Origin of the sequence: Streptomyces sp. NRRL S-337, from assembly GCF_000720175.1 — a bacterium.
Lineage (GTDB): Bacteria > Actinomycetota > Actinomycetes > Streptomycetales > Streptomycetaceae > Streptomyces > Streptomyces siderophoricus.
The window spans coordinates 151,058-175,739 of record NZ_JOIX01000003.1; the positions used below are offsets into that span (position 1 = coordinate 151,058).

30 protein-coding genes are annotated in these 24,682 nt (G+C 70.2%); 19 read left to right on the forward strand and 11 right to left on the reverse strand.

All coding sequences use genetic code 11. The annotated features are described in order from the left end of the window. Positions 1-7: 7 nt before the first annotated feature. Entirely contained in the window at positions 8-211 is a 204-nt protein-coding gene (locus IG62_RS0104630) for an MbtH family protein (RefSeq protein ID WP_030797894.1), read from the forward strand. Between the two features lie 145 nt (positions 212-356). Further along, the gene (locus IG62_RS0104635; protein ID WP_051797588.1) at positions 357-902 is read left to right on the forward strand and encodes a GNAT family N-acetyltransferase; all 546 of its coding nucleotides are present in this window, start codon (positions 357-359) and stop codon (positions 900-902) included. A 142-nt stretch (positions 903-1,044) separates the two neighbouring features. Here the strand turns inward: IG62_RS0104635 and IG62_RS0104645 are convergent, their stop codons facing one another. Further along, complete coding sequence (locus IG62_RS0104645) at positions 1,045-1,434, reverse strand: VOC family protein (protein ID WP_030797898.1); 390 nt, start codon at positions 1,432-1,434, stop codon at positions 1,045-1,047. A gap of 248 nt (positions 1,435-1,682) precedes the next feature. Here IG62_RS0104645 and IG62_RS0104650 point away from each other — a divergent pair, with 248 nt between their 5' ends. After that, positions 1,683-2,183, forward strand: a complete 501-nt coding sequence (locus IG62_RS0104650) for a hypothetical protein (RefSeq protein ID WP_030797900.1) — start codon at positions 1,683-1,685, stop codon at positions 2,181-2,183. A 31-nt stretch (positions 2,184-2,214) separates the two neighbouring features. On the opposite strand, the gene IG62_RS0104655 is transcribed toward IG62_RS0104650, so the two are convergent. Further along, on the reverse strand, positions 2,215-3,021 hold the full coding sequence (locus IG62_RS0104655; RefSeq protein WP_030797903.1) for an amidohydrolase family protein: 807 nt from the start codon (positions 3,019-3,021) through the stop codon (positions 2,215-2,217). Positions 3,022-3,118: 97 nt separating this feature from the next. Between IG62_RS0104655 and IG62_RS0104660 the strand changes: the two genes are divergently transcribed. Further along, complete coding sequence (locus tag IG62_RS0104660) at positions 3,119-3,520, forward strand: MerR family transcriptional regulator (protein ID WP_030797905.1); 402 nt, start codon at positions 3,119-3,121, stop codon at positions 3,518-3,520. Between the two features lie 37 nt (positions 3,521-3,557). On the opposite strand, the gene IG62_RS41390 is transcribed toward IG62_RS0104660, so the two are convergent. Continuing rightward, entirely contained in the window at positions 3,558-3,767 is a 210-nt protein-coding gene (locus tag IG62_RS41390) for a hypothetical protein (protein WP_158794978.1), read from the reverse strand. A 102-nt stretch (positions 3,768-3,869) separates the two neighbouring features. On the opposite strand from IG62_RS41390, the gene IG62_RS49455 reads away from it, so the two are divergent. Further along, positions 3,870-4,004 (forward strand): hypothetical protein, encoded by a 135-nt coding sequence (locus IG62_RS49455; RefSeq protein WP_267887855.1) that lies wholly within the window; start codon positions 3,870-3,872, stop codon positions 4,002-4,004. A 57-nt stretch (positions 4,005-4,061) separates the two neighbouring features. Here the strand turns inward: IG62_RS49455 and IG62_RS0104675 are convergent, their stop codons facing one another. After that, a complete protein-coding gene (locus tag IG62_RS0104675) occupies positions 4,062-4,619 on the reverse strand; it encodes a TetR/AcrR family transcriptional regulator (RefSeq protein WP_030797908.1) in 558 nt (185 codons plus the stop codon). 187 nt (positions 4,620-4,806) lie between these two features. Here IG62_RS0104675 and IG62_RS0104680 point away from each other — a divergent pair, with 187 nt between their 5' ends. The 3 genes from IG62_RS0104680 (at position 4,807) to IG62_RS0104690 (ending at position 7,806) form a co-directional block, all read left to right on the forward strand. Further along, the gene (locus IG62_RS0104680) at positions 4,807-5,964 is read left to right on the forward strand and encodes an FAD-dependent monooxygenase (protein ID WP_030797910.1); all 1,158 of its coding nucleotides are present in this window, start codon (positions 4,807-4,809) and stop codon (positions 5,962-5,964) included. Between the two features lie 103 nt (positions 5,965-6,067). Next, complete coding sequence (locus tag IG62_RS0104685) at positions 6,068-7,105, forward strand: MerR family transcriptional regulator (protein WP_051797590.1); 1,038 nt, start codon at positions 6,068-6,070, stop codon at positions 7,103-7,105. 104 nt (positions 7,106-7,209) lie between these two features. Next, positions 7,210-7,806, forward strand: a complete 597-nt coding sequence (locus IG62_RS0104690; RefSeq protein ID WP_030797914.1) for a hypothetical protein — start codon at positions 7,210-7,212, stop codon at positions 7,804-7,806. Positions 7,807-7,832: 26 nt separating this feature from the next. On the opposite strand, the gene IG62_RS0104695 is transcribed toward IG62_RS0104690, so the two are convergent. Then, positions 7,833-8,174, reverse strand: coding sequence for a hypothetical protein (locus tag IG62_RS0104695; RefSeq protein WP_051797593.1), 342 nt, complete (start codon positions 8,172-8,174; stop codon positions 7,833-7,835). A 507-nt stretch (positions 8,175-8,681) separates the two neighbouring features. Between IG62_RS0104695 and sbnA the strand changes: the two genes are divergently transcribed. Genes sbnA through IG62_RS0104720 form a run of 5 tightly spaced genes read left to right on the forward strand, consistent with a single transcriptional unit; the run spans position 8,682 to position 15,172 of the window. Further along, positions 8,682-9,650, forward strand: coding sequence for a 2,3-diaminopropionate biosynthesis protein SbnA (gene sbnA, locus IG62_RS0104700; protein WP_037837797.1), 969 nt, complete (start codon positions 8,682-8,684; stop codon positions 9,648-9,650). Positions 9,651-9,667: 17 nt separating this feature from the next. Beyond that, complete coding sequence (gene sbnB / locus IG62_RS0104705) at positions 9,668-10,669, forward strand: 2,3-diaminopropionate biosynthesis protein SbnB (protein ID WP_030797919.1); 1,002 nt, start codon at positions 9,668-9,670, stop codon at positions 10,667-10,669. Next, positions 10,666-12,606 (forward strand): FAD/NAD(P)-binding protein, encoded by a 1,941-nt coding sequence (locus IG62_RS0104710; RefSeq protein ID WP_199812410.1) that lies wholly within the window; start codon positions 10,666-10,668, stop codon positions 12,604-12,606. The genes sbnB and IG62_RS0104710 overlap by 4 nt, the downstream gene beginning before the upstream one ends. Beyond that, positions 12,603-13,805, forward strand: coding sequence for a trans-sulfuration enzyme family protein (locus tag IG62_RS0104715; protein WP_030797924.1), 1,203 nt, complete (start codon positions 12,603-12,605; stop codon positions 13,803-13,805). The genes IG62_RS0104710 and IG62_RS0104715 overlap by 4 nt, the downstream gene beginning before the upstream one ends. After that, a complete protein-coding gene (locus IG62_RS0104720) occupies positions 13,802-15,172 on the forward strand; it encodes a benzoate/H(+) symporter BenE family transporter (protein WP_051797597.1) in 1,371 nt (456 codons plus the stop codon). Before IG62_RS0104715 ends, IG62_RS0104720 begins: the two co-directional genes overlap by 4 nt. Positions 15,173-15,313: 141 nt before the next feature. On the opposite strand, the gene IG62_RS0104725 is transcribed toward IG62_RS0104720, so the two are convergent. Further along, on the reverse strand, positions 15,314-16,306 hold the full coding sequence (locus IG62_RS0104725; protein WP_030797930.1) for a hypothetical protein: 993 nt from the start codon (positions 16,304-16,306) through the stop codon (positions 15,314-15,316). A 168-nt stretch (positions 16,307-16,474) separates the two neighbouring features. Here IG62_RS0104725 and IG62_RS0104730 point away from each other — a divergent pair, with 168 nt between their 5' ends. Next, the gene (locus tag IG62_RS0104730; protein ID WP_030797932.1) at positions 16,475-17,437 is read left to right on the forward strand and encodes a quinone oxidoreductase family protein; all 963 of its coding nucleotides are present in this window, start codon (positions 16,475-16,477) and stop codon (positions 17,435-17,437) included. 5 nt (positions 17,438-17,442) lie between these two features. Here IG62_RS0104730 and IG62_RS0104735 read toward each other — a convergent pair whose 3' ends face one another. Both IG62_RS0104735 and IG62_RS0104740 read right to left on the reverse strand, forming a co-directional pair. Then, positions 17,443-18,036, reverse strand: coding sequence for a hypothetical protein (locus IG62_RS0104735; RefSeq protein ID WP_030797934.1), 594 nt, complete (start codon positions 18,034-18,036; stop codon positions 17,443-17,445). A gap of 88 nt (positions 18,037-18,124) precedes the next feature. Then, positions 18,125-18,781 carry a sigma-70 family RNA polymerase sigma factor gene (locus IG62_RS0104740; RefSeq protein ID WP_234326270.1) on the reverse strand — a complete coding sequence of 219 codons (657 nt, stop codon included), beginning with the start codon at positions 18,779-18,781 and terminating at the stop codon, positions 18,125-18,127. Positions 18,782-18,858: 77 nt separating this feature from the next. On the opposite strand from IG62_RS0104740, the gene IG62_RS0104745 reads away from it, so the two are divergent. Beyond that, the gene (locus IG62_RS0104745) at positions 18,859-19,698 is read left to right on the forward strand and encodes an alpha/beta fold hydrolase (protein ID WP_234326272.1); all 840 of its coding nucleotides are present in this window, start codon (positions 18,859-18,861) and stop codon (positions 19,696-19,698) included. Positions 19,699-19,810: 112 nt separating this feature from the next. Then, entirely contained in the window at positions 19,811-20,344 is a 534-nt protein-coding gene (gene cpt / locus IG62_RS0104750) for a chloramphenicol phosphotransferase CPT (RefSeq protein WP_030797941.1), read from the forward strand. A 123-nt stretch (positions 20,345-20,467) separates the two neighbouring features. Here the strand turns inward: cpt and IG62_RS0104755 are convergent, their stop codons facing one another. Beyond that, the gene (locus IG62_RS0104755) at positions 20,468-21,001 is read right to left on the reverse strand and encodes a CGNR zinc finger domain-containing protein (protein WP_030797944.1); all 534 of its coding nucleotides are present in this window, start codon (positions 20,999-21,001) and stop codon (positions 20,468-20,470) included. A 156-nt stretch (positions 21,002-21,157) separates the two neighbouring features. On the opposite strand from IG62_RS0104755, the gene IG62_RS0104760 reads away from it, so the two are divergent. Then, positions 21,158-21,349: a GNAT family N-acetyltransferase gene (locus tag IG62_RS0104760; RefSeq protein ID WP_051797599.1), complete on the forward strand. Its 192-nt coding sequence runs from the start codon at positions 21,158-21,160 to the stop codon at positions 21,347-21,349. Positions 21,350-21,467: 118 nt separating this feature from the next. Beyond that, a complete protein-coding gene (locus tag IG62_RS0104765) occupies positions 21,468-22,799 on the forward strand; it encodes an MFS transporter (protein WP_037837757.1) in 1,332 nt (443 codons plus the stop codon). A 96-nt stretch (positions 22,800-22,895) separates the two neighbouring features. Here the strand turns inward: IG62_RS0104765 and IG62_RS47025 are convergent, their stop codons facing one another. Next, on the reverse strand, positions 22,896-23,057 hold the full coding sequence (locus IG62_RS47025; RefSeq protein ID WP_158794979.1) for a hypothetical protein: 162 nt from the start codon (positions 23,055-23,057) through the stop codon (positions 22,896-22,898). 415 nt (positions 23,058-23,472) lie between these two features. Between IG62_RS47025 and IG62_RS0104775 the strand changes: the two genes are divergently transcribed. After that, positions 23,473-24,282 carry an SDR family oxidoreductase gene (locus tag IG62_RS0104775; RefSeq protein ID WP_030797951.1) on the forward strand — a complete coding sequence of 270 codons (810 nt, stop codon included), beginning with the start codon at positions 23,473-23,475 and terminating at the stop codon, positions 24,280-24,282. Positions 24,283-24,345: 63 nt separating this feature from the next. Here IG62_RS0104775 and IG62_RS0104780 read toward each other — a convergent pair whose 3' ends face one another. Then, positions 24,346-24,660, reverse strand: a complete 315-nt coding sequence (locus tag IG62_RS0104780; protein ID WP_030797954.1) for a hypothetical protein — start codon at positions 24,658-24,660, stop codon at positions 24,346-24,348. Between the last annotated feature and the right edge of the window lie 22 nt (positions 24,661-24,682).

Genomic DNA, 24,682 nt, shown 5'->3' on the forward strand with positions numbered 1-24,682 from the left:
AATCGACATGGACGAGAACGCCCGCTACCAGGTCCTGCGCAACGACGAGGACCAGTACTCGCTCTGGCTCGCCGACCTGGAGGTCCCGGCCGGCTGGCACGCCGTCGGCAAGGAGGGCACCCAGGACGAGTGCTCCGCCTACGTCGACGAGGTCTGGACCGACATGCGCCCCCGCAGCCTCCGCGAGCGCATGGAGAACGCCGACGCCTGACCACCCGTCACCGGCAGCCGTGGGGCGCGGCACCCGCCGCGCCCCACGCCGTCCGAGCGACCCGTCCCCCCACACCCCGCACCCCCCGGATATCGCTATGTGGCCCTTCGCCCGCGGCCCTCCCATCGAGACAAGGACGTCTGCCATGACCCCGACCCTGCGTACCGCCCGGCTGCTCTTCCGCCCCTACGGTCCCGAGGACGAGAACGTCTTCGTCGAGCTCCTCAGCGACGAAGTGGTCTGTCGCTGGATGGGCCAGGAGAGATGCTCCGAAGCGGAAATCCGCACCGTCTACCGCTCGATCCTCACCGACGTCTACGGCAAGAACCTCTTCGACGTGTGGGGCGTGTGGCGCGACGGCGACTACGTCGGCCACGCCGAGATCAAGAAGACCGGCAACGTCGACGGCCACGAGGCCATCGTCGCCCTGGTCAGAAAGCACTGGGGCCAGGGCCTCGGCGGCGAACTCGTCCAGGGCCTGCTGACCTACGCCGCGGACACCCTCGGTCTCAAGGAGGTCTACGGCATGGTCGGCGCCGAGAACACCGCCAGCCTCGCCCTCTCCGAACGACTCGGCTTCCGCCACGTACGCGACGTCGTCTCGGACACCGGCGGGGTCACCAAGATGCTGGTGGTATCCACGGTGAAGGACACTCCGGCTTCCTCCGGGAGCACCCACCGGCACCGTTGACCGACCACCGTGACTCCCTCGTGGTGACGGCCGACCTCATCCGCGACGGCCTGCCCGGCCCACCGCTCGCCCTGCCGCCGCGCAGCCGCTGAGCTTCACCGGGCCGCACCCCTTGCGGGGGTGCGGCCCTCGCCCCAGGTGCTTATGCCGGCAGGCCGCCGTAGGGCACGGTGATGAGTTCCATCGCATGACCCGCCGGGTCCAGGAAATACACGCCCCGGCCACCGTCGTTGTGGTTGATCGAGCCGGGCTGTTGCTGGCGCGGATCGGCCCAGTGCTCGATACCGAGCTGCTTGATCTGCGCGTACGCCCGGTCGAACTCCTCCTCGGAGATCAGGAAGGCGTAGTGCTGCGGGGTGATTTTGTCCGCGGGGATCGTGGCGAAATCCAGCGTGACGCCATTGCTCAGACCGACGGCGATGAACGGGCCCCATTCCGCGGTGAGGTCAAGGCCCAGCAGTTCCGCGAAGAAGGTGGCGGACTCCCGGTTGTCCCGGGCGTGGATGATCGTGTGGTTCAACTCGACTGACAAGGAATGCCTCCGAAGGCATCTCCCGACACCTCCATGCCTCACCCAGCCGGTGACCGACACGCGATGTCGCCGCAGAGCGTAACCGACCTCCTTGTGGTCTGCAGCCAATTTCCCCGGAGCACCGGTTCCCCCGCATCTCGGCGTGCGGATCCGCCCGTCCGGGCAAACGCTGGAGGGAGAGAGCCGCCCGCGGCGGTGTCCGCTCAGCGCCCGCTGCCCGTGGCGCCGCGCCCCAGTGAGGAGGACCCATGGACGCGTCCCGGCCCGGATACACCGCAGAGCTGCTGAGGCATTTCGCCGATCTCCGTGACGGTACGCACGAGCGCGCGGTCTCCCGTGAGGACAAGGAGCGTCTCTTCGCCCGGACGATCGAGCTCCTCGACCCGTACGCGCGGCAGGCACTCGGCGAGATCAACGAGGACCTGCTCCTGGGCACCGGAGAGATCCTGGCCACCGGGATGCGGTCGGACGACGCGGGCGCCGATGCGGTCTGGTCCCTCACCTGGCCCGAGCAGCGGGACGCCGGTGTCAGCCCGATCGTGCTGCACGCCTTCTTCGGCGCTGCGTTTCACCATCCGCATCTGCGCGGTGGCCCCCTGCGCGACTGGCCGCTCAACGTCTTCACCGAGGAGCAGGCCGCCGCCAAGCTGTCGGCCCTGCGCGAGATCGCGGCCGCGGAGCTCCACAACATCGTCTTCGAACGGGACTACCGGATCATCCCGGCCATGGTGCAGGAGCACGCCCACTGAGCACGTCCACTGGGCACGCCCACCGAGTGGGTCACCCCAGGCCCAGCAGCTCCGCCAGGTTCCCGCCCAGCACCCGCTCCCGGACCTCGCCGGGCGCCGTGACCCGCTCCACGGTGGCGCGGGACAGGACGGGGTCGCCATACGGGGCGTCGGAGCCGAAGAGGGTGCGGGTGGGGAGTGCCTGGATGGCCAGGCGGACGGCGAAGACGATGTTCGCCGTGGACAGTTCCAGGTAAATGTTGGGTGTGACCTGGGCCAGTTCGATCGCTGCCATCCAGTGCGCCCCGCCCAGTTGGCTGATCACCAACGGCACCTTGGGGTAGCGGGCCGCCAGTCCCGCCAGGGTCCGGACGTCCGCCGCCGTCGTGGGCGCGTAGCCGTGGACGACCACGGGGAGCCCGCCGTGGTCGTGGGCCGCCCGGAGCACCGGCTCGACCAGCGACGCCCGGTCCGGGGGCGGGGTGAGCTCCCCGATGCCGTGCAGTCCGCGGCCGGCCACTTCCCGCGCCACCCACGCCGCGGTCCCGGCCTCACCCAGTCCCAGGGGCACCGAGCCGAAGCCCAGGAAGCGGGTGGGGTGGGCGGCCAGAGCCTCGTCCAGCTCCCGCCACGCCGCGGCGTACCCGTCGTCACCGGCCGGGTCCGTACGACCGTCGGTGCCGCCGCTCAGCGCGCGGTCCAGGACGCCCATCTCGTGACGGAGGGAGGCCAGGTCCGTCGCCCGTTCCGGGTGCGGGCGGGTGGGGAAGAGGACCGTACGCTCCACGCCCGCGTCGTCCAGCGCGGCCAGGTGGAGGTCGAGCGGGTCGTGGACGTGGCTGTGGGCATCGATGATCATGTGAGCCTTCCTGGGGTGCGGGCCACCGGCGGAATGCGGGCGGTGGGGCCAGTGTTGATCCCTGACACCGTGGGAAGGTCAAGCGAGAGGGGGAGTCGTGCTGATCGGGGAGCTGGCCGAGCGGACCGGGACCAGCGAGCGGCTGCTGCGCTACTACGAGCGGGCGGGGCTGCTGCGGCCCGAGCGGCTGGCCAACGGCTACCGGGCCTACGCGGACTCCGACGCCGTCGCCGTACGCCGCATCCGCGCCCTCCTCGCGGCCGGGCTGCCCACCCGGGTCATCCGTCAGGTGCTGCCCTGCACCACCGGCACGGCCGCCGTACAGCCCTGCCCCGGCGTGCTCGACGCGCTCCGGGAGCAGCTGCGCGCCCTCGACCAGCGGTCCGCCGAGCTCGCGGCGGCCCGTGAGGCGCTACGGGAGACGCTCGCGGGCGCGGAAGGTCGCCGCGGGGAGGAACGGACGGCACCACCCGGGGAGCGGCCGACACCACCGCGCTGAACCCCGCTCGGGCCTCGGGCCGTCAGCCGATGGTCCCTCACTCGTCGTCTTCGGCCCGGCGCTCGCCCTCCGCCTGGGAAGGCTGGGTCCGCATCGTCTCGGGGTGCCGCGGCTCGCCCGGATCCATGTCCTCCTCCAGCCGCTCGCCCTCGGCCTGCGACGGAGTCGTGTATTCGTCGTACTGGCTCATGGCCGCCTCCGCGTACTGGCTCGTGGCCGCCACTGCGGTCGGAACGCCTGCCTTCATCGAGCGTAACCCTTCCGCTGACCGGCGGCCCGTGCTGGCCGGCGACCCTCGCGACCGGCACCCCGCCGCACACTCCGGACAAGGCGAGGGGAGAATCGAGGCATGGCAAATAGCGCAGGTGCCACAGCAGTTGTGATCGGAATCGCCGCACTCGGCGTGGTCGCGGCGCTCGCCGTGCTGTGGGTGCTCAGCATCTTCGGGGCGATCTTCTTCGGCTGGGAGCCCCTGGGTCCGTGAGCGGCCGAGGGGGGCGGCCGGGCAGCATCCTCCCCGCGACCGCCTCCCTCCGCGGGGCTACCGCAACGCGGTGGCGATCAGCCCCCGGATCTCCTCCTCCAGAACGCCCCCGCCGCCCAGCAGACGGTCGAAGACCAGCCCGTCCACGCAGGCCAGCACGGTGAGCGTGCGGCCTTCGGCATCGGCCACGCCCTGCGCGGCCAGGAAGTCGCGCACGGTGTCCCGTCCGGCGTTCTCCCGCGGTACCAGGATCTCGCGCAGCTCGGGATGGCGCGCGCTCTCCAGGGCGCAGGCATAGCGCGCGAAGGACCGCTGCCGCCCTTCGCCCGTGAGCCGCTGCTCGACGAACCCGGCGATCTGCGCGGCCAGTTCGTCGGCGTCGCGCGGCACGGGCGTCTCTTCCCCCGCTCTCTGCAGCTCCGCCTGGTCGCGTGCGACGAGCCGCCGGACCAGCGCGGTGAGCAGCGCCTGCCGGGTGCGGTAGTACGCGGAGGTGGTACCCGGCGGCAGGTCCGCCGCGCGGTCCACGGCCCGGTGGGTCAGTCCTCGCATCCCGGCCTCGGCGAGCACCTCGATGGCGGCATCAGCGAGCACCGTACGTCGATCTGTGGTCACCCCTCCTTTCTACACCTGTAGAGGTGCGGGGTACGATCTTCTACATCTGTAGAAGCCTGGCCTGTAGAAGCTGACAGAGGTCGACAGGGATCGACAGAGGTCGGAAGCGGCCAGCAGAGACCGGTAGAGGCCGGCAGCAGGCGTCTCCTGTCAGACCTGACCGGAGACGGGGAGAGAGGGGGCCGTTGTGGGCAGCAGTGCAGTGGTGGTCGGCGGAGGCATCGGCGGGCTGGCCGCGGCGATCGGCCTGCGCCGGATCGGCTGGGCGGTGACCGTCGTCGAACGCGCCCCGGCCCTCGACGACGCCGGCGCGGGCATCTCCCTGCACGCCAACGGCCTCCGCGCCCTGGACGCCCTCGGCGTCGGCGCAGCGGTACGCGCGGCCGCACGGCCCCAGTACGTCGGCGGCACCCGTACGCCGGACGGAGGCCGGCTGGCCCGTATGGACGGCGTCGCGCTGGAGCGCGAACTGGGCAGCCCGATCGTCGGCATCCCGCGCGCCACGCTCCACCGGGTGCTTCGCGAGGCCCTGCCGCCCCAGTCACTCCGCATCGGCGCCGAGGTGACCTCCGTCGACCGCTCCGACCCGGCCCGGGTGCGGATACCGCTGGGGGAGACCCGGCTCGACGCGGATCTGGTCGTGGCCGCCGACGGCATCAACAGCCGGCTGCGCGGCCAGCTCTTCCCCGGCCACCCCGGCCCGGCGTACAGCGGCTCGACCGTACTGCGTGCCATCACCGAGCACCCGGTCGAGCTGCGCACCGACTTCGAACTGACCTGGGGCCCGGGCGCCGAGTTCGGCCACATCGCCTTCACGGACGGCCGCGCCGAGTGGCATGCGGTCCTCAACTCGCCCGCCGGCGTGCGTTTTCCCGATCCGCTCGCCGAGCTGCGCCGCCGATTCGCCGACTGGCACGACCCCATTCCGGCGCTGCTGGACGCCACCCGTCCCGAGGCCGTCCTGCACCACGACATCAACGAACTGGCCACCCCGCTGCCCACTTACGCGGTGGGTCGCATCGCCCTGCTCGGCGACGCGGCCCACGCCATGACCCCGAACCTCGGCCAGGGCGCCTGCCAGGCTCTGGAGGACGCGGCCACACTCGCCGCCGCCTTGGCCGCCGAGCCCGGCGTCGAGGCGGCGCTGACCCGCTACGACGCGGAACGCCGCCCCCGTAGCCAGTCCGTCGCCCGCGCGGCCCGCCAGGCCGGCCGTATGGGCCAGCAAATGACCCACCCCTTGGCCATCGCCCTGCGCAATACCGCACTCCGACTCGCCCCGTCCCGCGTCACCGTCCGCACCGTCCTGCGCCATGCCGACTGGACGCCGCCGCGACTGCACTGACGGGTACGTACGGATGCGCTCACGCGGTACGTACCGAACGCGTAGCCCCCATGGCACCCGATGGACTTGAGTCTCCAGTAAGGGGAGACGCAAAGGTAAGGACATGCACGGCGACGACCTCCACTCCCACCACTCCGACGGTGACGGCCTCCACGGCGAAAGCCTCTGCGGCGACGGCCTCTACTCCATCGGTGAACTGGCCAGGCGCACCGGTCTCACGGTCAAGACCATCCGCTTCTACTCCGACCGCGGCATCGTGGCGCCGACCGACCGCAGCCCGGCCGGCTACCGCCGCTACGACACCACCGCCGTCGCCCGCCTGGAGCTCGTACGGACCCTGCGCGACCTGGGGCTGGATCTCGCCACCGTCCGCAAGGTGATGGAACGCGAGGTCTCCCTCCCGGAGGTCGCCGCGGCACACGCCGAAGCCCTGTCCGTACAGATCCGCGTACTGCGGCTGCGGCACGCGGTGCTGACGGCGGTGGCCGAGCGCGGTTCCACACCCGAGGAGACCGAATCCATGCACAAGCTGTCCCAGCTCACCGAAGAGCAACGCCGAGACCTGATCGACGACTTCCTCAACGCCGTCTTCGGCGAGATCGACGCCCCTCCCCACCGTGGTCCTGAAATAAGCCCCGCCGGCACGGAATTCACGGCGATCGTGCGCTCGATGACCCCTGAGCTGCCCGACGACCCGCACGCCGAGCAGGTCCGGGCCTGGGTGGAACTCGCCGAACTGTCCCTGGACACGGACTTCCGGGCGACGGTGCGCCGGATGGTCGAGGAGTACTCCGCCGAGCAGCCCGGTGCCGCCGTGGGCCCGCGCCCCGACCTGGCCGCGGAGGTCCGCGCGTACGTCGGTCCGGCGCTGGCCGCGGGCATCGACCCGGCCGCGCCCCAAGCCGATCCGACCGTCGCGGCCCTCACGGCCCGCTACGCGACCGTGTTGGGCCGTCCTGACACCCCTGAGGACACGCCCTTGGTCCACCGCCGACTGCTGCACCGTCTGGAATCCATGAACGACCCTCGCAGGGACCGCTACTTCCAGCTGCTCGCGGCGATCAACGGCTGGCCGGCCCCGGAGGCCCTGGCGCCGGTGCTCGACTGGTCCGTCCGGGCGCTGCGACTCCGGACCTGCTGATGATGACGGGGCACCCACGGTCTGCAGCGTCTCGAACGGCTCAGGCAACCGAAGTTGAGACTAGAATCGTCTGATCATCTTGCTTCGACCAGTGACGAGGGACCATGTTCGAGGAGCGGCTCGCAGAGTTTTCCCGTGAGCGTCTGGACGGCCGGCCCCTCCCCGACGATCTGCGCACCATGCTGGTGGCGCAGTGGGAGGGTCGTAGCGGCCTCTGTCGCTTTCTCGACCTGACGTTCCTGGAGCCCGGGCAGCTCAACCCGCTCCTCGACACCAGCTACCTCAGCGAAGCGGAACTCGCCGACCCGGAGATGCAGGCCGTCAACGCCGCCTCCGCGGAAATGGCCAAGTACGTCAAGATCGTCGCGGAGGGCGGCAAGGGCTGGATCGGCTACTGGCTGCACCCCGACGAGCCCGCGGACCGTCCTTGGCCCGTCATCGAGCTCGACACCGAGTTCTCGTACTGGGGGATGGTGGGCAGCACCCTGGCCGAAGCCTGCCTCGCCGAGCACGTCCAGTACCAGGACGAGGCCGACGAACAAGTCGCCTTCTCCCGTCTGTCCGCACGGCTCGCCGAGCTCGGTGTGACCCTCGGCGTGCAGGACTACGACGCCCTGTATGAGCCCGAGTTGACGGTGGATCCGGAGCAACTCACCGACGAGCTCATCGGTAGCGAGCGCGCGAGGCGCGGCCTGGTCTGAGTGCCGCGAGGCCTCGGGAGGCCGGGCTATTCGCCCCGCTTGTCGGCCCGGCGGGTGGCCACCGTGTCGCAGAGCCGCCAGCCGTCCAGCTCCTCGGTCAGCGGATCGTCGGGCCGCCAGCCCTTGGACAGGGCCTCGTCGAGGAAGGCGCGTGCGGTCCCCGGCTCGTGCAGGTTCAGCAGGGGGCCGTTGGCGGTGCCGACCGCACCGGAAGGCATGACGTAGCCGTCCGGGACGAGTCTGTAGGGGCCGCTCCGGAAGTGGATGTGCAGCCGGCCGGGTGCCTTGAACAGGCGGAGGACGAGGATCTCGCAGCAGCCGTGGTACCGGCCGTTGCCCACGGCGTCGTGGACGTGGGCAACGACCACAGGAAGGTTCGGCCGTCGACGACGAGGCGGCGGGCTGTCTTTTCACTGCGCGGCATCGGCAGACGGTAGCCGCGTCCGGGTGCCGGCTCACCGACGGTCAATCCTCAAATGGAGATTGGAAATCCACTTCCATTACGCGTGGGGGCGCAACGGGGGATGTGGCAACTGGGCGCCGGGGAAGTGCCTCTGATCTGCACATTGCCGCTCCATTCAAAATGTTGAGCACTGAAGAACATTTGGAATGTCAAATTCCGGACGGTCGGAACCTGGTGGAAACGCCCCTAGTCGAAAAAATGTCCTGTACGAACCCTGCTGGCGTGTGGCACCATTTGAGCGTCGCGGACTCGGGGGACAAGTAGGCGACAAACGGGGGGAAACCATCTTCTGCATGTCTGCGTATTGACCGGGCGCAGTGAGCACGCCCATGGGTTCTCGCAACTTCGGCCTGGGCCGCGCAATCTGCGTGCCCGCACTCAACAGTGTTGGATTTCCGTGATAGCAGAAGAAATTTATGATCTGGTATTGGATGACTTGTTCATCCGGGCCGATCATCTCGTACCTGGAAGTTCAGTCTTCCTCAAACTCGAGGGCCTCAATCCGGCAGGCTCGGTCAAGCTCAAGACGGCCAACGCCCTGGTGGCCCAGGCCGAGGACTCGGGACGTGAATTTCCGCGTACCCGCCTCATCGAATCGACCTCGGGGAATCTCGGCGTGGCCCTCGCCATGGTCTGTGCGGCCAAGGGGTACCGCCTGACCTGTGTGACGGACCCCAATGCCAACGCGCAGTCCGTGCGGCTGATGCAGGCGCTCGGCGCAGAGGTCGTCGTCATCGACATCCGCGACGGCAACGGCGGTTATCTGCAGTCCCGCATCAACTACATCCGCGACCGCCTGGCATGCGAACCCGACACGTACTGGCTGAACCAGTACGCGAATCCGGCCGGCCCCCAGGTGCACCGTGACCGCACCGGGCGCTCCATCCTGGACGAGATCGGCCATGTCGACTACGCCTTCATCGGGGCCGGCACGACCGGGACCCTGATGGGGTGTGCGGAGTACTTCCGGCAGCACAGCCCGGCCACCCGGATCATCGCCGTCGACGCCGTCGGCTCGGTGTCCTTCGGCGGCCCACCCGCCCGGCGCCACATCCCCGGACTCGGTACCAGCCGGCGTCCCGAAATCCTCGACGAGCGCCGCATCGACGAAGTCGTCATGGTGCCCGAAGCGGATGCCGTGGAAATGTGCCGGATGCTGGCCGAAGAACGCGGGATGCTGCTCGGCGGATCCAGCGGAACGGTGCTGTCCGCCGTACGCGCCAAGGCCAAGGAAATCCCCGAGGGAAGCGTCGTGGTCGCCCTTTCACCGGACTTCGGTGAACGCTATCTGGAGACGATCTACAACGACTCCTGGGTGGCCGCCCGCTGGCCCGAACTCATCTGCTCGGAAATTTCAGAAGTTTCTCAGGCCGGCGCCTGAGGAGAGGTGTGTTTTTCATGTTCGACTTCGACGTGGTGGCGGGCGAGACCGTACGCGAGATCCTGAGCGACCGGCGGGCCGAGGTCCTCGGCATCGTCAGCCAGGCATATCGCAGCCATGAGGCCGGGGAAAGCATCAACCCCGACAGCTATTTCCTCCGGTTCCCGGAGAAGCCCGACTCCCGGATCATCGCGCTGCCCGCCTATCTCGGCGCCGACGTCCAGCTCGCGGGCATCAAGTGGATCGCCAGCTTCCCCAAGAACACCCAGGTCGGGAAGCCCCGCGCCTCGGCCGTGCTCCTCCTCAACGACTACGAGACCGGCTACCCGATCGCGTGCCTGGAAGCCGCGAACATCAGCGCCGCCCGCACCGCCGCGTCCGCCGCGGTGGCCGCAACCACCCTGCGCCCGGGCGGCTTCGAGGGCACGCGGATCGCGATCGTCGGCGGCGGTGTCATCGCCCGCAACATCTGCGACTACCTCCACGCCGCCGGCGCCACCCCGGACGCCTACCTCGTGCACGACCTCCACGAGGAGTCGGGCCAGTCCCTCGTCGACCATCTGCGCACCACCCAGCAGCGCCCCGCCTCGTTCACCGCCGACCTGGGCACGGCGCTGGAGGCCGAGACCGTGGTCTTCGCCACCACCGCACTGGAGCCGTACGTCACCACGCCGTTCAAGCCCGGCCAGCTCGTGCTGAACATCTCGCTGCGGGACCTCGCGCCCGAGGTGGTACTGGCGGCGGACAACGTCTTCGATGACGTCGACCACTGCATGAAGGCCAACACCTCACCGCACCTCGCGGAGCAGCTGACCGGTTCGCGGGACTTCGTGACCGGCACCCTCGCGGGCGTCCTGAACGGCGATGTGGCGGTGTCCGGGCAACGGCCGGTGATCTTCTCGCCGTTCGGCCTCGGCGTCCTCGACCTGGCCGTCGGCGCGTACGTCCTGCAGCGGGCCCGGGAAGCCGGCTCGGCCATCGCGGTCCCCAACTTCTTCGGGGAGACCAGTCGGTGGTGACCACGGAGCAGTACACCGAACACGCACAGCGCGCGAAGGCCCCGTCGGCCACCCCGGCCGGCTCCTGGGAGGCCGAACGGCCCGCCACCCTCGCGATCGTCGGGGCCGGATCGCGCGGACTGGGCATCGTGGAGCGGCTCGTCAGCCAGTGCCTGGCGGAGCCCTTCCCGGTCACCGTCCACCTCGTGGACCCCCAGCCCCTCGGCCCCGGTTTCCACCTCCCCGAGCAGCCCGACCACCTCCTGCTCAACACCGTGTGCGCGCAGATCACCGCCTTCGCGGACGACGCGATGGTGGACGGCCCCACGCGTATCGGCGGCCCTTCCCTGTACACCTGGTGCCAGGAGAGGGACCTGCGGCTGGGCGCGGACGGCTACACCGTACGGGCGGGGGACGGACGGCAGATCCGGCCCAACGACTTCCTGCCCCGGAGGCTGCTGAGCGAATACCTCACCTGGGCGGCCGAACGCATCGTCGCCGCCGCACCGCCCTGCTTCGCCCTGATACGGCATGCCACCACGGCCACCGACATCCGTCCCGGCGAAGACGGCGGGGAGGTCGTGCTCCTCGACGACGGCACCCACCTGGAGGCCGACGCGGTCTTCGTGACCGTCGGCCACCACACCCTCCACCTCCCGGCCGCCTCCCGGCCCGAACCGCCCGCCGGACCCGGCCTGATCACCCTCCCCTACCCGCTGCCCACCGCCCTGGACAGCATCGGCCCCGGCGACGACGTCGCCGTGCTGGGCATGGGGCTGACCGCCATGGACGTGATCGCCAGCCTGACGCTGGGCCGTGGCGGCCGGCACGAGCCGGCGGACGACGGCGGGCGGCTGCGTTACGTACCGAGCGGCCGCGAGCCGCGGATCGTGCTGGTCAACCGTTCCGGGATGCCCTCGCGCAGCCGGCCGCACCTCAACCCGGGCCGGACCCGCCTCGCGCCCCTGGCCCTGACCACGGACCGGATCGAGACCCTGCGCCGCCGGCGTGCCGACGGTCGGCTCAACTTCCTCGACGACGTACTGCCGTTGGTCGAGGCCGAGATGGAACTGACCTACTACCGCACCGTCCTGGCCGGTAGGACGGGCGACGTCACGGGCGCGGGCGCCGAGTTCGCCCACCGGGTGGCCACCTCGGGCGTCGACCGGGCGCTGGCCGCCGCACGGGAGGAGTTCGGGCCGTACCCGCTGCACGGCGTACTGACCGAGGAAGCCGCCGACCGGCAATGGGCCGACGCGGAGGCGTACGCCGAGTGGTTCGCCGCCCGGGTCGCGGACGACCTGGCCGAGGCCCGCGAAGGGCTGGGCGTCAGCCCCGTCAAGGAAGCCCTGGAGGTGCTGCGCGACCACCGCGACGTCCTCCGGGCCGTCATCGACCCGCCGGGTGTCGACGACCCCTCGTTGGACCACTTCTTCGGTGAGTTCAACTCCGCCGTCAACCGGCTGGTGATCGGCCCGCAGCTGGACCGGTCGGCGGAACTGCTGTCGTTGCTGGACGCCGGAGTCCTCCGGCTCGGCCCCGGACCGCGCCCGAAGGTCATCGCGCCGAGCGGCCAGGGCCCCTGGCGCCTGGAGTCCACCTGCCTGGCCGTCCCGGAGAGCGTCGAGGTCGGACACGTCGTGCACGCCCATGTCGCCGAGCCGAGCGCGGACCGGCTGCCCGCCTCGCTGCTGGGCCGGCTCGTCGCAGCCGGCCGCGTCACCACCCTGGCCCGGCGCGGCACCCGGGTCACCGGACTCCACGTCACCCGCGAGGGACAAGGCATCGGCCCCGCCGGGGAGGTACGGCCCACGCTGTTCTTCCTCGGCCCGCACACCGAGGGGTCCAGCTACTACAACCACTACGTCCCCTCGCCCGGCGCGCCGTCCCGCGCGCTGAAGGACGCCGAACTCGCCCTCCGCACCGCCCTGCCGGCCCTGACCAAGAGGACATCATGAGCAACCGCGAGACCTACACTCCCTGGACCCGGGAGTACCGCGTCGAGACCCGAGCCGCCCAGGGCGACGGCTGGCGCTGCCCGACCACCGGTGCCGTGCCGCCGCCGGTGAGCATGGGGGCGACCTTCGCCCGCGACGACCAGTACCGCACCCCGGCCGGCTTCGCCTACCTGCGCGACCAGGGCACCCCGGGCTACCAGCAGGTCGAGGACGTCGTCGCCGGGCTGGAGGGCGGTTCCGACGCGCTGGTGTTCTCCTCCGGCATGGCCGCCGCCACCGCCGTCTTCCAGGTCCTGCCGGCCGGGGCCCGGGTCGTGGTGCCGCAGACCATGTACTTCGGCCTCACCAAGTGGCTGCTGGAGTTCGGTACGCAGCGCGGCCTGGAGGTCGTACGCGTCCCGATGGACGATCTGGACGCGGTGGCCCAGGCGGTCGAGGCGGCGCCGACCGCCCTGCTGTGGGCGGAATCCCCGGCCAACCCCACCTGGCTGGTCACCGACCTCGAAGCCTGCGCCGACATCGCCCACCGGGCCGGCGCGCTGTTCGGCGTGGACAACACCGTCCCCACGCCGGTGCACACCCGGCCCTTCGAGCTCGGCGCCGACCTGATCATGCACTCCGGCACCAAGTACCTGAACGGTCACAACGACGTGGTGGCCGGTCTCCTGGTGGCCGCGCCGGACCTGACCGAGGAGCGCCAGGCGCTCTGGGAGCGGCTGCGCCTGCACCGCCGTCTGACCGGCCCGATCCTCGGCCCGTGGGAGACGTACCTGCTGCTCCGCGGCATACGGACGCTCTTCCCGCGCATGCGCCAGATATCGGCCTCCGCCATGGCCCTGGCCGAGCACTTCTCCGCCCACCCGCTGGTCAGCCGGGTCGCCTACCCGGGACTGCCCACCGACCCGGGCCACAAGGTCGCCTCCCGGCAGATGACCGGCGGCTACAGCGGCATGCTCTCGCTGCACATCGCCGGGGACTGGACGCGTTCCTTGCGCGCGGCCGAACATTGCGAACTGTTCATTCGCGCCACATCCCTGGGTGGGGTGGAAAGCCTGATTGAACACCGCTACACATTCGAGGGACCGGACAGTACATCACCCAAGGACATGCTCCGGCTGTCCATCGGCGTCGAGGACCCGGCCGACCTCATCGCCGATCTGGAGCAGGCACTGGAACGCGCCGCGAAGGACGCCCCGTGAGCTCAGACACCAGCAACACCAGCACCACCGACAGCACCACCACAAGTACAAGCACCACCAGCAACACCAGCACGAGCACCAGCACCCCCACCGCGGAGAGCACCGGCGCGACGGGCAGTGGCGGCCCGGCACCCACGGAATCCGGCCAACCTGCCGCCCGGCGGGGCCTGATGGGCGACCTCTCGCTGTCCGCGGTCCTCGCCGGTTTCGTGGCCGTCGTGGTCTCGTACTCCGGCCCGCTGGTCATCGTGCTCGCCGCCGCCGCGGCCGGCCACCTGAACCAGGCGCAGACCGGCTCCTGGGTCTGGGCCATCTCCATAGGCAGCGGTCTGACCTGCATCGGGCTCAGCCTGCGGACGAAGATGCCGGTCATCACCGCCTGGTCGACACCCGGCGCGGCCCTGCTGGTCACCAGCCTGGGTGCCTACTCGTACCCGGAAGCCATCGGCGCGTTCCTCGTCACCGGTGTCGTGATCACGCTGGTCGGGCTGACCGGGGTGTTCGGGTGGCTCATCCGGCAGGTCCCCACGGCCGTGGTGTCGGCCATGCTCGCGGGCATCCTGTTCTCCTTCGGCACCGGTGTCTTCACCTCCCTGAAGACCGCGCCGTGGATCGCCGGGCCGGTCCTGCTGGCCTATCTGCTCGGCAAGCGGTGGCTGCCGCGTTACGCCGTGCTGATCGCGCTGGCCACCGGTGTGGTGTGCAGCGCCGTCACCTCGCGCCTGCACGTCAACCTGCACAGCATCGAGCTGGCCCGCCCCGTGCTGACCACTCCCGAGTTCTCGATCGCCTCGCTCATCGGCATCGCGGTGCCCATGATCCTGGCCACTCTGGCCTCGCAGAACGCCCCGGGTATGGCGGTCCTCACCGCGTCCGGATACCGGCCCAAGGACCGGCTGCTGATCGGCTCGACCGGCCTGGTGTCCACGCTGCTCGCCCCGTTCGGGTCGCACGCCATCAACCTCGCGGCCATCACCGCGGCGATCTGCACCGGACCCGAGTCCCACCGCGACCCCAAGCGCCGCTATGTCGCCGGCGTCGCGTGCGGAGCGTTCTACCTCCTGATCGGCGCCTTCGGCACCACCCTCGTGGTCTTCTTCGCGGGGCTGCCCAAGGAACTGGTCGCCGCCATCGCCGGCGTCGCCCTGCTCGGGGCGCTGGCCGGTGGCCTGACCGGAGCGGTCACCGAGGAGAAGGACCGCGAGGCCGCCCTGATCACCTTCCTCACCACCGCATCGGGGGTCACCCTCCTCGGCGTCGGCTCGGCCTTCTGGGGCCTGGTCTTCGGCGTCGTGTCGCACCTCGTCCTCACCCGCTGGCGCACCACCCGCGCCGGCGCCAAGGCCCCGCAGCCCGCTACCAAGTAACCGCCTGGCACAGGCAATTACCAACCGGCACACCCTCAGCGGCCGCTCCGACCACCCGGTCGGGGCGGCCGCTGCCGTGTGCGCCCTCCATGCTCCGGCAGGCGAAGGCCCTTGGCATGCGGTCTCGCCCTCGGCTTCGGTCTAGTCCTCGCTCCCGTAACTCCCGTAACTCTCGAACCAGTGGTTGTCGAAATAGCGGGCCGTGGAGAAGGGGTGCTGTCGGTCGGTGAGCATGCGGTAGATGAATTCGGTGGTCGTACCGTCGAAGCGGACCCAGGAGTCGGGGATGTCTTCCGTGATGAGGACGGGCCACCTGTCGGGATCGGTGCCTTCGGTGAGCCAGAAGAACGCGTCGGCCTGTTCGGTGCTCGCCCACTGCAGGAGCCCGCCGGGCGCGGGGTACAGCTCGTACGGTTCCCATAGGCCGCTGCGTCTCGCCCTTGCCCACTCGCTCAGCCACGCGGTCTGCCGCACGATGTCAGTGGTCTTGAAGCAGGAACTGGGTATGTGGAGTTGGAGATAGCCGTCGAAGGCGCCGTCCCCGAAGAGGTCGACGAGGCGTTTGTAGTCACTGGGCAGCGGAGTCCCGAGGCGGGCCTCGGTCTCCGCCCAGTCGACCGTATGCCCTCCGGAGGCGTCCCATCCGGTCACGGCCACGACCCCGTCCACCCAGGACGAGCCCTCCGGTACGTCCGCGGCCGGATCCTGGCCTTCCGCGACCAGCACCACGGGCCGTATGCCGTCGTCGAAACGGGCGCTGCCGCAGCCGATCCACCGGCTCCCGTGCGCCCAGGCGCGCATCTCGACGAGCCGTTCACCGAACGGGGTCAGGAGCGGCAGCCCCGTCCGCCGGGTGACGGTCGGATCGGTGTACCCGTCCATCGCCAGGCTGCGCGGCCGCCCGTAGCGTCCGCTGAGCGCCTCCTGGAGTGCGGACAGGTCGGGCCGGTGCGAAGGGTCCGGAGAGTTCGAGAGTCCGGCGGGGTTCAGCGGGGCCGACGGCACCGCCAGACATACGTGCCCCGTCGGGTGTCCGGCCTCTTCACACACCAGATCGCCGGTGCCCGGCCAGGCCAGGCGGTGGACGGCCGAGAGGAGTGCGTCCTGGCCGGCCTGTTCGTCGAGTTCGTTCATGGCAGGCATTGAAGCGGACGCCACTGACAGCCGGGCCGGCCGGCGGCTTCGGGCTTCGGGCTTCGGCGAGCGGGCTGCTGAACCATGGCTCTTCCTCCTTGCCGATGGCGGCTCGCAATGAGTGACACTGAGGCCAGGCGTGATGATCGATACGGCGAGAGGTGTGTCATGCGCGCGATGCAGTACGAGCGGTTCGGTGGCCCCGAGGTCCTGCGGGAGGCCGATGTGCCGGACCCGGTGGCAGGGCCGGGCGAGAGCCTCGTGGAGGTGGCGGCCGCCGGCGTCAACTTCGGTGACATCAAGCAGATCGCCGGCGAGCACACCGAGGGCCCGTACGCGCCGAAGGGGCCGTTACCGCGCATCCCCGGCATGGAGGTCGTCGGCCGGACCGCGGACGGCCGACGGGTGCTCGGCTATGTGGCACAGGGCGGTTACGCCGCGAGGACGGTCGTCGCCGACCGCGACCTGGTCGCGCTGCCGGACGGAGTGAGTGCCGGCGAGGCGCTGGCGTTGCTCGTCCAGGGGCTGACGGCATGGCATCTGCTGCGCTCGGTCGCGCGGATACGGCCCGGTGAGAGCGTGGTGGTGCATGCCGCCGCAGGCGGGACGGGCAGCCTCGCCCTGCAGCTGGCCCGGGAGTTCGGAGCCGGACGCATCATCGCCACGGCGTCCTCCGACGAGAAGCGCGCCTTCGCCCTGGAACTGGGCGCGGACGCGGCGATCGACGGTGGCGCGGAGGGCTACCGGGAGCGCGTCCTGGACGCCAATCACGGACACCCGGTCGACATCATCCTGGACGCCATCGGTGGTCCCGTCCTCGACTCCGCACTGGAGGCACTCGGGTACCTGGGACGCCTGGTGACGTACGGTGCCTCCTCCCGGCAGGCCGCCGCTGCCATCGACCCCGCACGGCTCGCGGTGGACAGCATCACCGTCGCCGGCTTCTGGCTCATCCCGCTGATCGCCGCGGAGGGGGCCGGTGGCCCGGCACTCGAGGAACTGCTCGACCTCGCCGCGCGGCGACGCCTGCGGCCGCTGGTCGGTGCCGCATACGACCTCGGGCACGCCCGCGACGCCCACGAGGATCTCCTGGCCCGCCGCACCAAGGGCAAGCTGATCCTTTCCCCTTGAGGCCGTCACGCCGCGAGTGACGTGCCGATCGGCTGGTGCGTGGCCGCGCGGCGGCGGTACAGCGGGGCGAAGGAGACCAGCAGGAGTGCGGCTCCGAGCGGTATGAGGTCCTTGTCGGCGAGGGGCAGTGTGGTGTCGATGAGTACGAGGACGGGGGCCCACGGCTTGAGGATGCGCCGGACGGCGAGCTGGGCGACGAGGATGAGCTGGCCGACGAAGAAGAGCAGGGGCCCGTAGTCGTAGAAGACCGGAAGCATTCCAGGTATCGCCTGGATACGGGCGAACAGCTCCTGCATGGCGCCGTGGTCGGCAGAGAGGAACCCCACCACGAGGTCGATGAGGAACTGCACGGCAACGGCGACGGCTCCCGCCGCGCCGGTCCAAAGACCCACCGTGGCCAGCCGGTTGCGACCCGCCCACGCGCGCATCATGCCGAAGCCCTGCACGAAGAACACGAGCCCGCCGAGGAAGCACAGGTGGCCGGCGGTCCATGCGACGCCCGGTCCGCGGCTGCCGTCGAGGCCGTCGATGAGGCGGAGCACGCCGTACGCACCCATCAGGATGGGCGCGGTGAGGAATGCGGTGCGTGGTGAAGTCATGATCAAAAAGTACGGACTCGGCACCCTGAGTCACATCAGGTACTGACCCTGGCGCATCCCCGAGATCCACCCCTGAGACGCGCCGCGGTCAGGAATCGCCCCGGAGCCGGTCACGCTGGATCCGGCAGGCGAAGGTTCGCCGTGCGGAGGGCGATGCGGTGGGCGATGCCGAGGGCGTGGCGGCGCCTGCGGCAGATGGGGCCTTCGCGGGGACGTCGAGAGCCCGGCTGATCTGGTCGTAGGCGTCCCGAAAGCTGCCGGACAGGAATGACCGATGCAGCCTCAGGTCCTCCTCCACGAGGCGGCGCAGCTCATCGACGTTCTGGGGGGTGAATCGCTTCCGCCCTCGGGCGAGGGCGTTGACGTAGCGGGTGCAGCGCGCGGCGTCGTGGCAGGCCTCGGAGATCTCCTCGGCGAGGCCCCACAGACGCCCTTCGAGCCATGGGACGTCGCGCTGGTCGAGGGAGAGGTCCATCAGGGGCGGTGGGTCGCCCCTCCTCGACTTCGTCACCTGCTTGGACACGGCGGGCTGGCTCATCTCGGTGAGCTGGGCAATCTTGTCCTGGGTCCAGCCCAAGCCGGCGAACATCCTGATCATTTCGGTGCGCAGCTTCCGCATCTCCTCGCCCGCACGGATGACCTCGTTCATGCCGGCGAGTATCCGCGCGGCCTGTTCCTCGGTGAGCGTCTGCGAGGGCTGGTGCGCGCCGCCCTCGTTGGGGTCCCTGATGTCGTTGCCTCCCACAACTTGGTTATACACCTTCCCCGTTCACCGTCATAACCCGGTTGTACAACCTGGTTATGACTGCCACCATGCGCGTCATGTCTCTTACCTTCTCTGCGCCCGACGGCACCCGGCTCGCCTACCGCATACAGGGCGAGGGCCGCCCCGTGGTCTGCCTCCCGGGCGGCCCCATGGATTCCCGCTATCTCGGCGACCTCGGCGGCCTGGCGGCGCACCACCAGGTGATCTTCCTGGACCTTCGCGGCACCGGTAGGTCCGCGATTCCCGAGGACCCTTCCACCTACCGCTGCGACCGCCTCGTCGACGATGTCGAGGCCCTGCGCGTCCACCTCGGACTCGCCCGGATCGATCTGCTGGGCCACTCCGCCGGCGCGAACCTCGCGACGCAATACGCGGCCCGCTACCCGGACCACGTCAGCAAACTCGCCCTGATCGCCCCCGGTGCTCGCGCCGTCGGCATCGCGATCCCCGGCGAGACACGACGTGAGCTCGCACAACTACGGCAAGGCGAACCGTGGTTCGCGTCGGCCTTTGCCGCCCTTGAGGCGATCACCGAGGGCGCGGGCAGCGACTGGGAGGCCATCGCCCCCTTCCTCTACGGCCGGTGGGACACTGCCGCGCAGCACCACCACGCGGCCAGCCGGCCGAGCAATCAGGAAGCCGTCGCTCTCTTCGCGGCCGAGGGCGCCTTCACCCCGGAGGCCACGCGTACGGCACTCGCCGCCTACGAGCGCCCCGCCCTGCTGCTCGCCGGAGAATTCGACCTGAACAGCCCGCCACAGGCGGTCGCGGAGTTCGCGGGGCTGTTCCCCGACGCCACACTCTCCGTGCAGCCGGGAGCGGGCCACTACCCCTGGCTCGACGACGCCGACCGGTTCGTGGCAACCACCGCGGCGTTCCTGGGGCAAGCCGCCTGACCACCTTCCCGAGGCGGCCCGTGGGCCCGGAGCCCGGGCACGCACGGGCAGCAGAGCAGTGTGTGCCGATATTCGGTTCAATGCCGTGGGGGCAGCGCCCTACTGTGGCGCGGTGACGACTCAGATGATCATTCTCAACGGTGGTTCCAGCTCGGGGAAGTCCGGGATCGTGCGGTGTCTGCAGGCCGTATTGCCGGATCCGTGGCTGGCGTTCGGCTGCGACTCGTTCGTCGACGCCATGCCCGCGAAGATGCAGGCGTCGGACGGCGGGATCGTGTTCGCGGCGGACGGCGAGGTGAGCGTCGGGGCGGATTTCCGGGCGCTGGAGGCGGCCTGGACGGAAGGCATCGCGGCGATGGCCCGGGCGGGCGCCAGGATCATCGTCGATGAGGTCTTCCTCGGCGGAACGGCCTCCCAGCAGCGGTGGCAGAAAGCACTCGGCGAACTGGGCGTGCTGTGGGTCGGCGTCAGGTGTGAGCGTGCGGTCGCCGCGGGACGGGAGGTCGCACGAGGAGATCGCATCCAGGGGATGGCCGCGGCGCAGGCGGATGCGGTTCACCAGGGGGTGTTCTACGACCTGGAGGTGGACACGACGCATACCGAGTCCCTGGCGTGCGCGCGCACCATCGCGGCCCACGTCAGCTGAACGCCGGATCGGTGCGCCCCGGCCGATCAGCATCCGCACGAGCTGGTGGTCGTGGCCCATTCCCGGGTTCCGGAATTGCGTTGTGAGGGCGACCTTGAGCTTTTGCACTGAATTCCGGCTAGCTCACGGTCTGCTCACCGCCCGGCGCGCGCGATGCCGGCGTACCGCGTCGCGGTTGGTGCACCGCGGGGAGCAGTAGCGCTGCCGCCCGGTGGGAGAGGTGTCAGCGAAGATCAGCGTGCACTCGGCAACGGCGCACCGTCGGAGCCGGTGCATGCCCCGCCCCACCAGATGCAGCGCGGTGCCCACGGAGATGAGGGAGAAGAGCAGGGAGCCGAGGGGCTGGTCGGCGTCGCGGTAGTGCAGGTGCCAGCCGCTGCCCGCGTGGTCGGTCAGCCGCGGATGGGCGGCGGTCGCCCCCAGCATCTCGTTGAGCAACGCGGCCCGCGCACGCTCGTCGTCGGCGGTGTCGACGACCTTCTCCCATGCCTCCAGCGCGACGTGGACACGCTCCAAGTCTCGTGATGTCACCGGGAGTTCGAGCACCAGCCCGGCGGCGCGGCAGCGGTCCGCGAGCTCCTCCGGGCTCGTCGGCCGCCGGTTCGCCAGGTCCGCGGCCAGGTTCACGGCATCCTCGCCGTAAGGGTTGAGGTGCATAAGACCATTACAGCATCGTGCTCGGCATGGCACATCACAAGCACCACCCACACCACGAACCCGACACCGGACACGCCGGCGAGCTGCGTCGGGCGCGGCGGGACGACATCGCGGGGCCGCTACGCCTGCGGGCCCTGGTGTTCGGGACGCTGGGCGGTGATTTCTCTCACCGACCCGGCGTACCGGCGGCGCGGGCACCGTCGCGCGATCATGCAAGGCCTGCTCGACCGGTTCCGGGAGCTCGAGGTCTGCCGGGTGGGCCTGTACGCCTCGGTCGACGGCGAACCGCTCTACCGTGCGCTAGGTTTCGTCGACCACCCCGACCCGTCGCTGTATTGGCGACCGTGAGAGGTGGTCGGCCGTGACATCCCTGGAACCTCAACAGCCTCGACACCCCCGTCTGCCTCACCCGCCGCCGCATCAGCCTCGGCCGTCCCGGCACTGCGTCACCCCGGGCCGAGGGCCAATGACCGTTGACCCGCCGACGCGCCGCGCCGGGCGGTACCGATGGATCGTCCTCGGCATCGCCACCTTCACCCAGGCCGCCTCCGCCTTCTTCGTGCAGGGCATCGGGGCGATGGGCATCGACCTGCAACGGGATCTGCACCTGAGTACGGCCCAGTTGGGCCTGCTGCTCTCCGCGGCCCAACTACTGCCGCTGGTCGGGCTGTTGGTGGCAGGAGAACTGCTGGACCGCTACAACGAGCGCTGGGTCGTCGGGATCGGCGGCTGCGTGGTGGCCGCGGGCCTGCTCGTGGGGAGTGCGGCACCGGGATATCTGTCCCTGCTCCTCGTATTGCTGGTGGTCGGCGCGGGCTACAGCACCGTTCAGCCCGGCGGGAGCAAATCGGTGGCGTCCTGGTTCGACGCGTCCCGGCGAGGGCTCGCGATGGGCATCCGGCAGGCCGGGCTGCCGCTGGGGGCGGCGTTGGCCTCGGCCGTACTGCCCCTCCTCGCCGCCGCTGCCGGCTGGCGAGCCACACTCGTGGCCGGTGGCCTGGTCGCCCTGCTGGGAGCCGGCGTTTTCATGGGCTTCTACCGGCGGCCGCCCACCCGAGCCACCCCGCCGGAAGAAGGCCCGTCGGCTTCTCGCAGCCCGTCGGCCCCGCCCGGGTTGTCTTCCTCGGTCAGGGCGCAGCTGGGTGCTCGGCTGCGGATGCTGCGCGAACCGGCCATGGTGCGGATCATGCTCTCCGGAGCGAGCCTGATTTCGGTGCAGACGGGCGTGGGAATCCTGACCGTGCTGCATCTCCACGAGCGGGCGTCCGTGGGGGCCGGCGCGGCGGCCCTCGTCCTGGTGGCCGCCCAGGCGGCGGGCGCGGTCGGACGGATCGTCCTCGCGTGGGGCAGCGACCGGCGGAGGTCCGGGTCCGGACGTCGCCTCTCTGGTCGATGCGTCTCTGGTCGACGCGTCTCCGGTCGTTACGTCTCCGTCATGACCTGCATGGTCGCCGTGATCGCGGGACTGGCCTTGCTGATGACGCCCGTGGGGAGCTCACCCGTGGCGGCCTGCGCGGTGTTCGTCTGGCTCGGGTTCTTCGGTCTCGGCTGGTACGGCCCGTGGGTCGCCTACGTCACCGAATCAGCCCCGCCGGACAAGACGGGCTTCGCTCTCGGCCTGGCCATGTCCGTCAACCAGGTCGCCATCGTGGTGATGCCACCCACCCTCGGTCTGCTCAAGGACGGCACGGGCAGCTTCACGCCGGTCTGGGGGCTGCTCGCCCTGCTGACCGCTGTCGCCCTGATGCTCACGGCCCGCGGTGAACGTCGGGCGGCGGGGCAGTCCGAGAAGCCGTAGCGGTCGATGTGCTCCTGCGGTGGGCGGAACCACGGGAAATGACGCACGCCGTCGTACCCGGCCGGAGTCTCCCCGCTCCGGCCGGGAGACCGCGCTTCACCGTTTCGGTGCTCGCTTCGGCTTCTTGCCGCGTACCGACGGCTGATCCGCGTTCACTTCCTCGGCGCTTCGGTCGCGCTCGTCCTTGGGCGGCTGCCGTTTCAGGGCCTGGCCCGTCTCGTCCTGGTGTGCCTGCCGTTGTTTGCGCTTCTCGGCCATGCTGACTGACTCCTGAGGTGCGACGACGAGCCGGAATGTGGTCTCCACCACCGCTGTCCATCACCGCATGCCGCATGTGGACGGGCAACTCGGTGACCGCCATTCCGACCACCGTTCCGGCTTCGCCGTGTGCGCGGCCCATGCGGCGCCATGGTTGTGCCGCGCCTTGCCGGGCAGCCGCCTGAAAGCCCGGCGGATCGCTGATGCCTTGACGGACCGGTCACGTTCCGGCCCGTACGCGCAGGACGAACGGGAGATCACACCTGACGAGCCCCGACGAGCCTGACGAACCCCGACGAGCCTGATGAGGAGAGGGAGACCACCTGTGACGACCACTTCGGCAAGCACGTCCGTCACCACTTCAGCAAGCACCGCCACGACCAGCTCGGCAAGCCCGTCCGACACGTCCCGCCACCTGGCCTCCCTTCCTCTCCTGAGGGGGCAGAAGGCGCTGGTCACCGGTGCCAACTCCGGGATCGGCAGGGCGACCGCCGTTGCGCTGGGGCGGGTGGGGGCCGATGTCGTGGTCAATTACGTCGCCGGCCGCGAAGCCGCCGAAGAGGTCGTCCGGGAGATCGAGGGCTTCGGGGTGCGGGCGTATGCGCATGAGGCGGACGTGTCCCAGGAGGACCAGGTCGGCGCGATGTTCGCGCGCATGGCCGAGGAGTTCGGCACCATCGACGTCCTCGTGGCCAACGCCGGGCTGCAGCGGGACGCGCCCAGCACCGACATGACCCTCGACCAGTGGAAGAAGGTTCTCGACGTCAATCTCGCCGGAGAGTTCCTGTGTGCCCGTGAGGCGGCCAGGGAATTCCGGCGCCGCGGGGTGGTCCCGGAGGTCTCCGCCTCCGCGGGGAAGATCATTTGCATGAGCTCGGTCCACCAGGTCATCCCCTGGTCGGGCCATGTGAACTACGCGGCTTCCAAGGGCGGCGTACTGATGATGATGGCGACCCTGGCCCAGGAGCTCGCACCCCATCGGATCAGGGTCAATGCGGTGGCCCCGGGAGCCATCCGCACGCCCATCAACCGCAGCGCCTGGGAAACTCCCGAGGCCGAGGAGGAACTGCTGCGCCTGATTCCCTACCGGCGGGTCGGTGACCCCGAGGACATCGCCAACGCCGTCGCCGTACTCGCCTCCGACCTCATGGATTACGTCGTCGGCAGCACCCTGTACGTGGACGGCGGGATGACACTCTTCCCTGGCTTCGCCACGGGGGGATGACCGGGCGACGGACCACGGGCCGCCTTTGCCGCAGGGAGACTCACGGTGCGCGCGGTGGTGGTATCACCACGGCAGCCGCTCATCGTTGATCATCCAGTCGTCGCCCAGCTCCTGCCGCAGAGCTGTGAGTGCCGCGTCCGACTGCTGGTCGAAGAGCTCCCGTTCTTCGTCGGACCACGGGGACGGGCCGGCCGGGTCCTTCCAGTCCAGGGAGGACTGGAACCACTCGCACAGCCGCGTGAGTTCGGTGCGGGTGGCCGAGCTGATCGGCAACCGTTGCAGATCGGTGGGGTAGCCGTACGGGTTCTTGAGCTCGTGGGGCCACAGCGGGGTGTGCGGGACGCCCGCTTCGAAGAAGAAACGCAGGTGCTTGGACATGCTGCAGCCTCTCACGACGGAT

What these genes read in the sequence shown, in the direction of transcription:
- IG62_RS0104725 (WP_030797930.1), bottom strand. Translation starts at nt 16,306, where the DNA reads ATGAACGAACTCGACGAACAGGCCGGCCAGGACGCACTCCTCTCGGCC.
- IG62_RS0104755 (WP_030797944.1), bottom strand. Translation starts at nt 21,001, where the DNA reads ATGCACCTCAACCCTTACGGCGAGGATGCCGTGAACCTGGCCGCGGAC.
- IG62_RS41390 (WP_158794978.1), bottom strand. Translation starts at nt 3,767, where the DNA reads ATGAAGGCAGGCGTTCCGACCGCAGTGGCGGCCACGAGCCAGTACGCG.
- IG62_RS0104715 (WP_030797924.1), top strand. Translation starts at nt 12,603, where the DNA reads ATGAGCAACCGCGAGACCTACACTCCCTGGACCCGGGAGTACCGCGTC.
- IG62_RS0104765 (WP_037837757.1), top strand. Translation starts at nt 21,468, where the DNA reads ATGACCGTTGACCCGCCGACGCGCCGCGCCGGGCGGTACCGATGGATC.
- IG62_RS0104635 (WP_051797588.1), top strand. Translation starts at nt 357, where the DNA reads ATGACCCCGACCCTGCGTACCGCCCGGCTGCTCTTCCGCCCCTACGGT.
- IG62_RS0104630 (WP_030797894.1), top strand. Translation starts at nt 8, where the DNA reads ATGGACGAGAACGCCCGCTACCAGGTCCTGCGCAACGACGAGGACCAG.
- IG62_RS0104730 (WP_030797932.1), top strand. Translation starts at nt 16,475, where the DNA reads ATGCGCGCGATGCAGTACGAGCGGTTCGGTGGCCCCGAGGTCCTGCGG.
- IG62_RS0104690 (WP_030797914.1), top strand. Translation starts at nt 7,210, where the DNA reads ATGTTCGAGGAGCGGCTCGCAGAGTTTTCCCGTGAGCGTCTGGACGGC.
- sbnB (WP_030797919.1), top strand. Translation starts at nt 9,668, where the DNA reads ATGTTCGACTTCGACGTGGTGGCGGGCGAGACCGTACGCGAGATCCTG.
- IG62_RS47025 (WP_158794979.1), bottom strand. Translation starts at nt 23,057, where the DNA reads ATGGCCGAGAAGCGCAAACAACGGCAGGCACACCAGGACGAGACGGGC.
- IG62_RS49455 (WP_267887855.1), top strand. Translation starts at nt 3,870, where the DNA reads ATGGCAAATAGCGCAGGTGCCACAGCAGTTGTGATCGGAATCGCCGCA.
- IG62_RS0104655 (WP_030797903.1), bottom strand. Translation starts at nt 3,021, where the DNA reads ATGATCATCGATGCCCACAGCCACGTCCACGACCCGCTCGACCTCCAC.
- IG62_RS0104735 (WP_030797934.1), bottom strand. Translation starts at nt 18,036, where the DNA reads ATGACTTCACCACGCACCGCATTCCTCACCGCGCCCATCCTGATGGGT.
- IG62_RS0104745 (WP_234326272.1), top strand. Translation starts at nt 18,859, where the DNA reads ATGTCTCTTACCTTCTCTGCGCCCGACGGCACCCGGCTCGCCTACCGC.
- IG62_RS0104650 (WP_030797900.1), top strand. Translation starts at nt 1,683, where the DNA reads ATGGACGCGTCCCGGCCCGGATACACCGCAGAGCTGCTGAGGCATTTC.
- IG62_RS0104685 (WP_051797590.1), top strand. Translation starts at nt 6,068, where the DNA reads ATGCACGGCGACGACCTCCACTCCCACCACTCCGACGGTGACGGCCTC.
- IG62_RS0104780 (WP_030797954.1), bottom strand. Translation starts at nt 24,660, where the DNA reads ATGTCCAAGCACCTGCGTTTCTTCTTCGAAGCGGGCGTCCCGCACACC.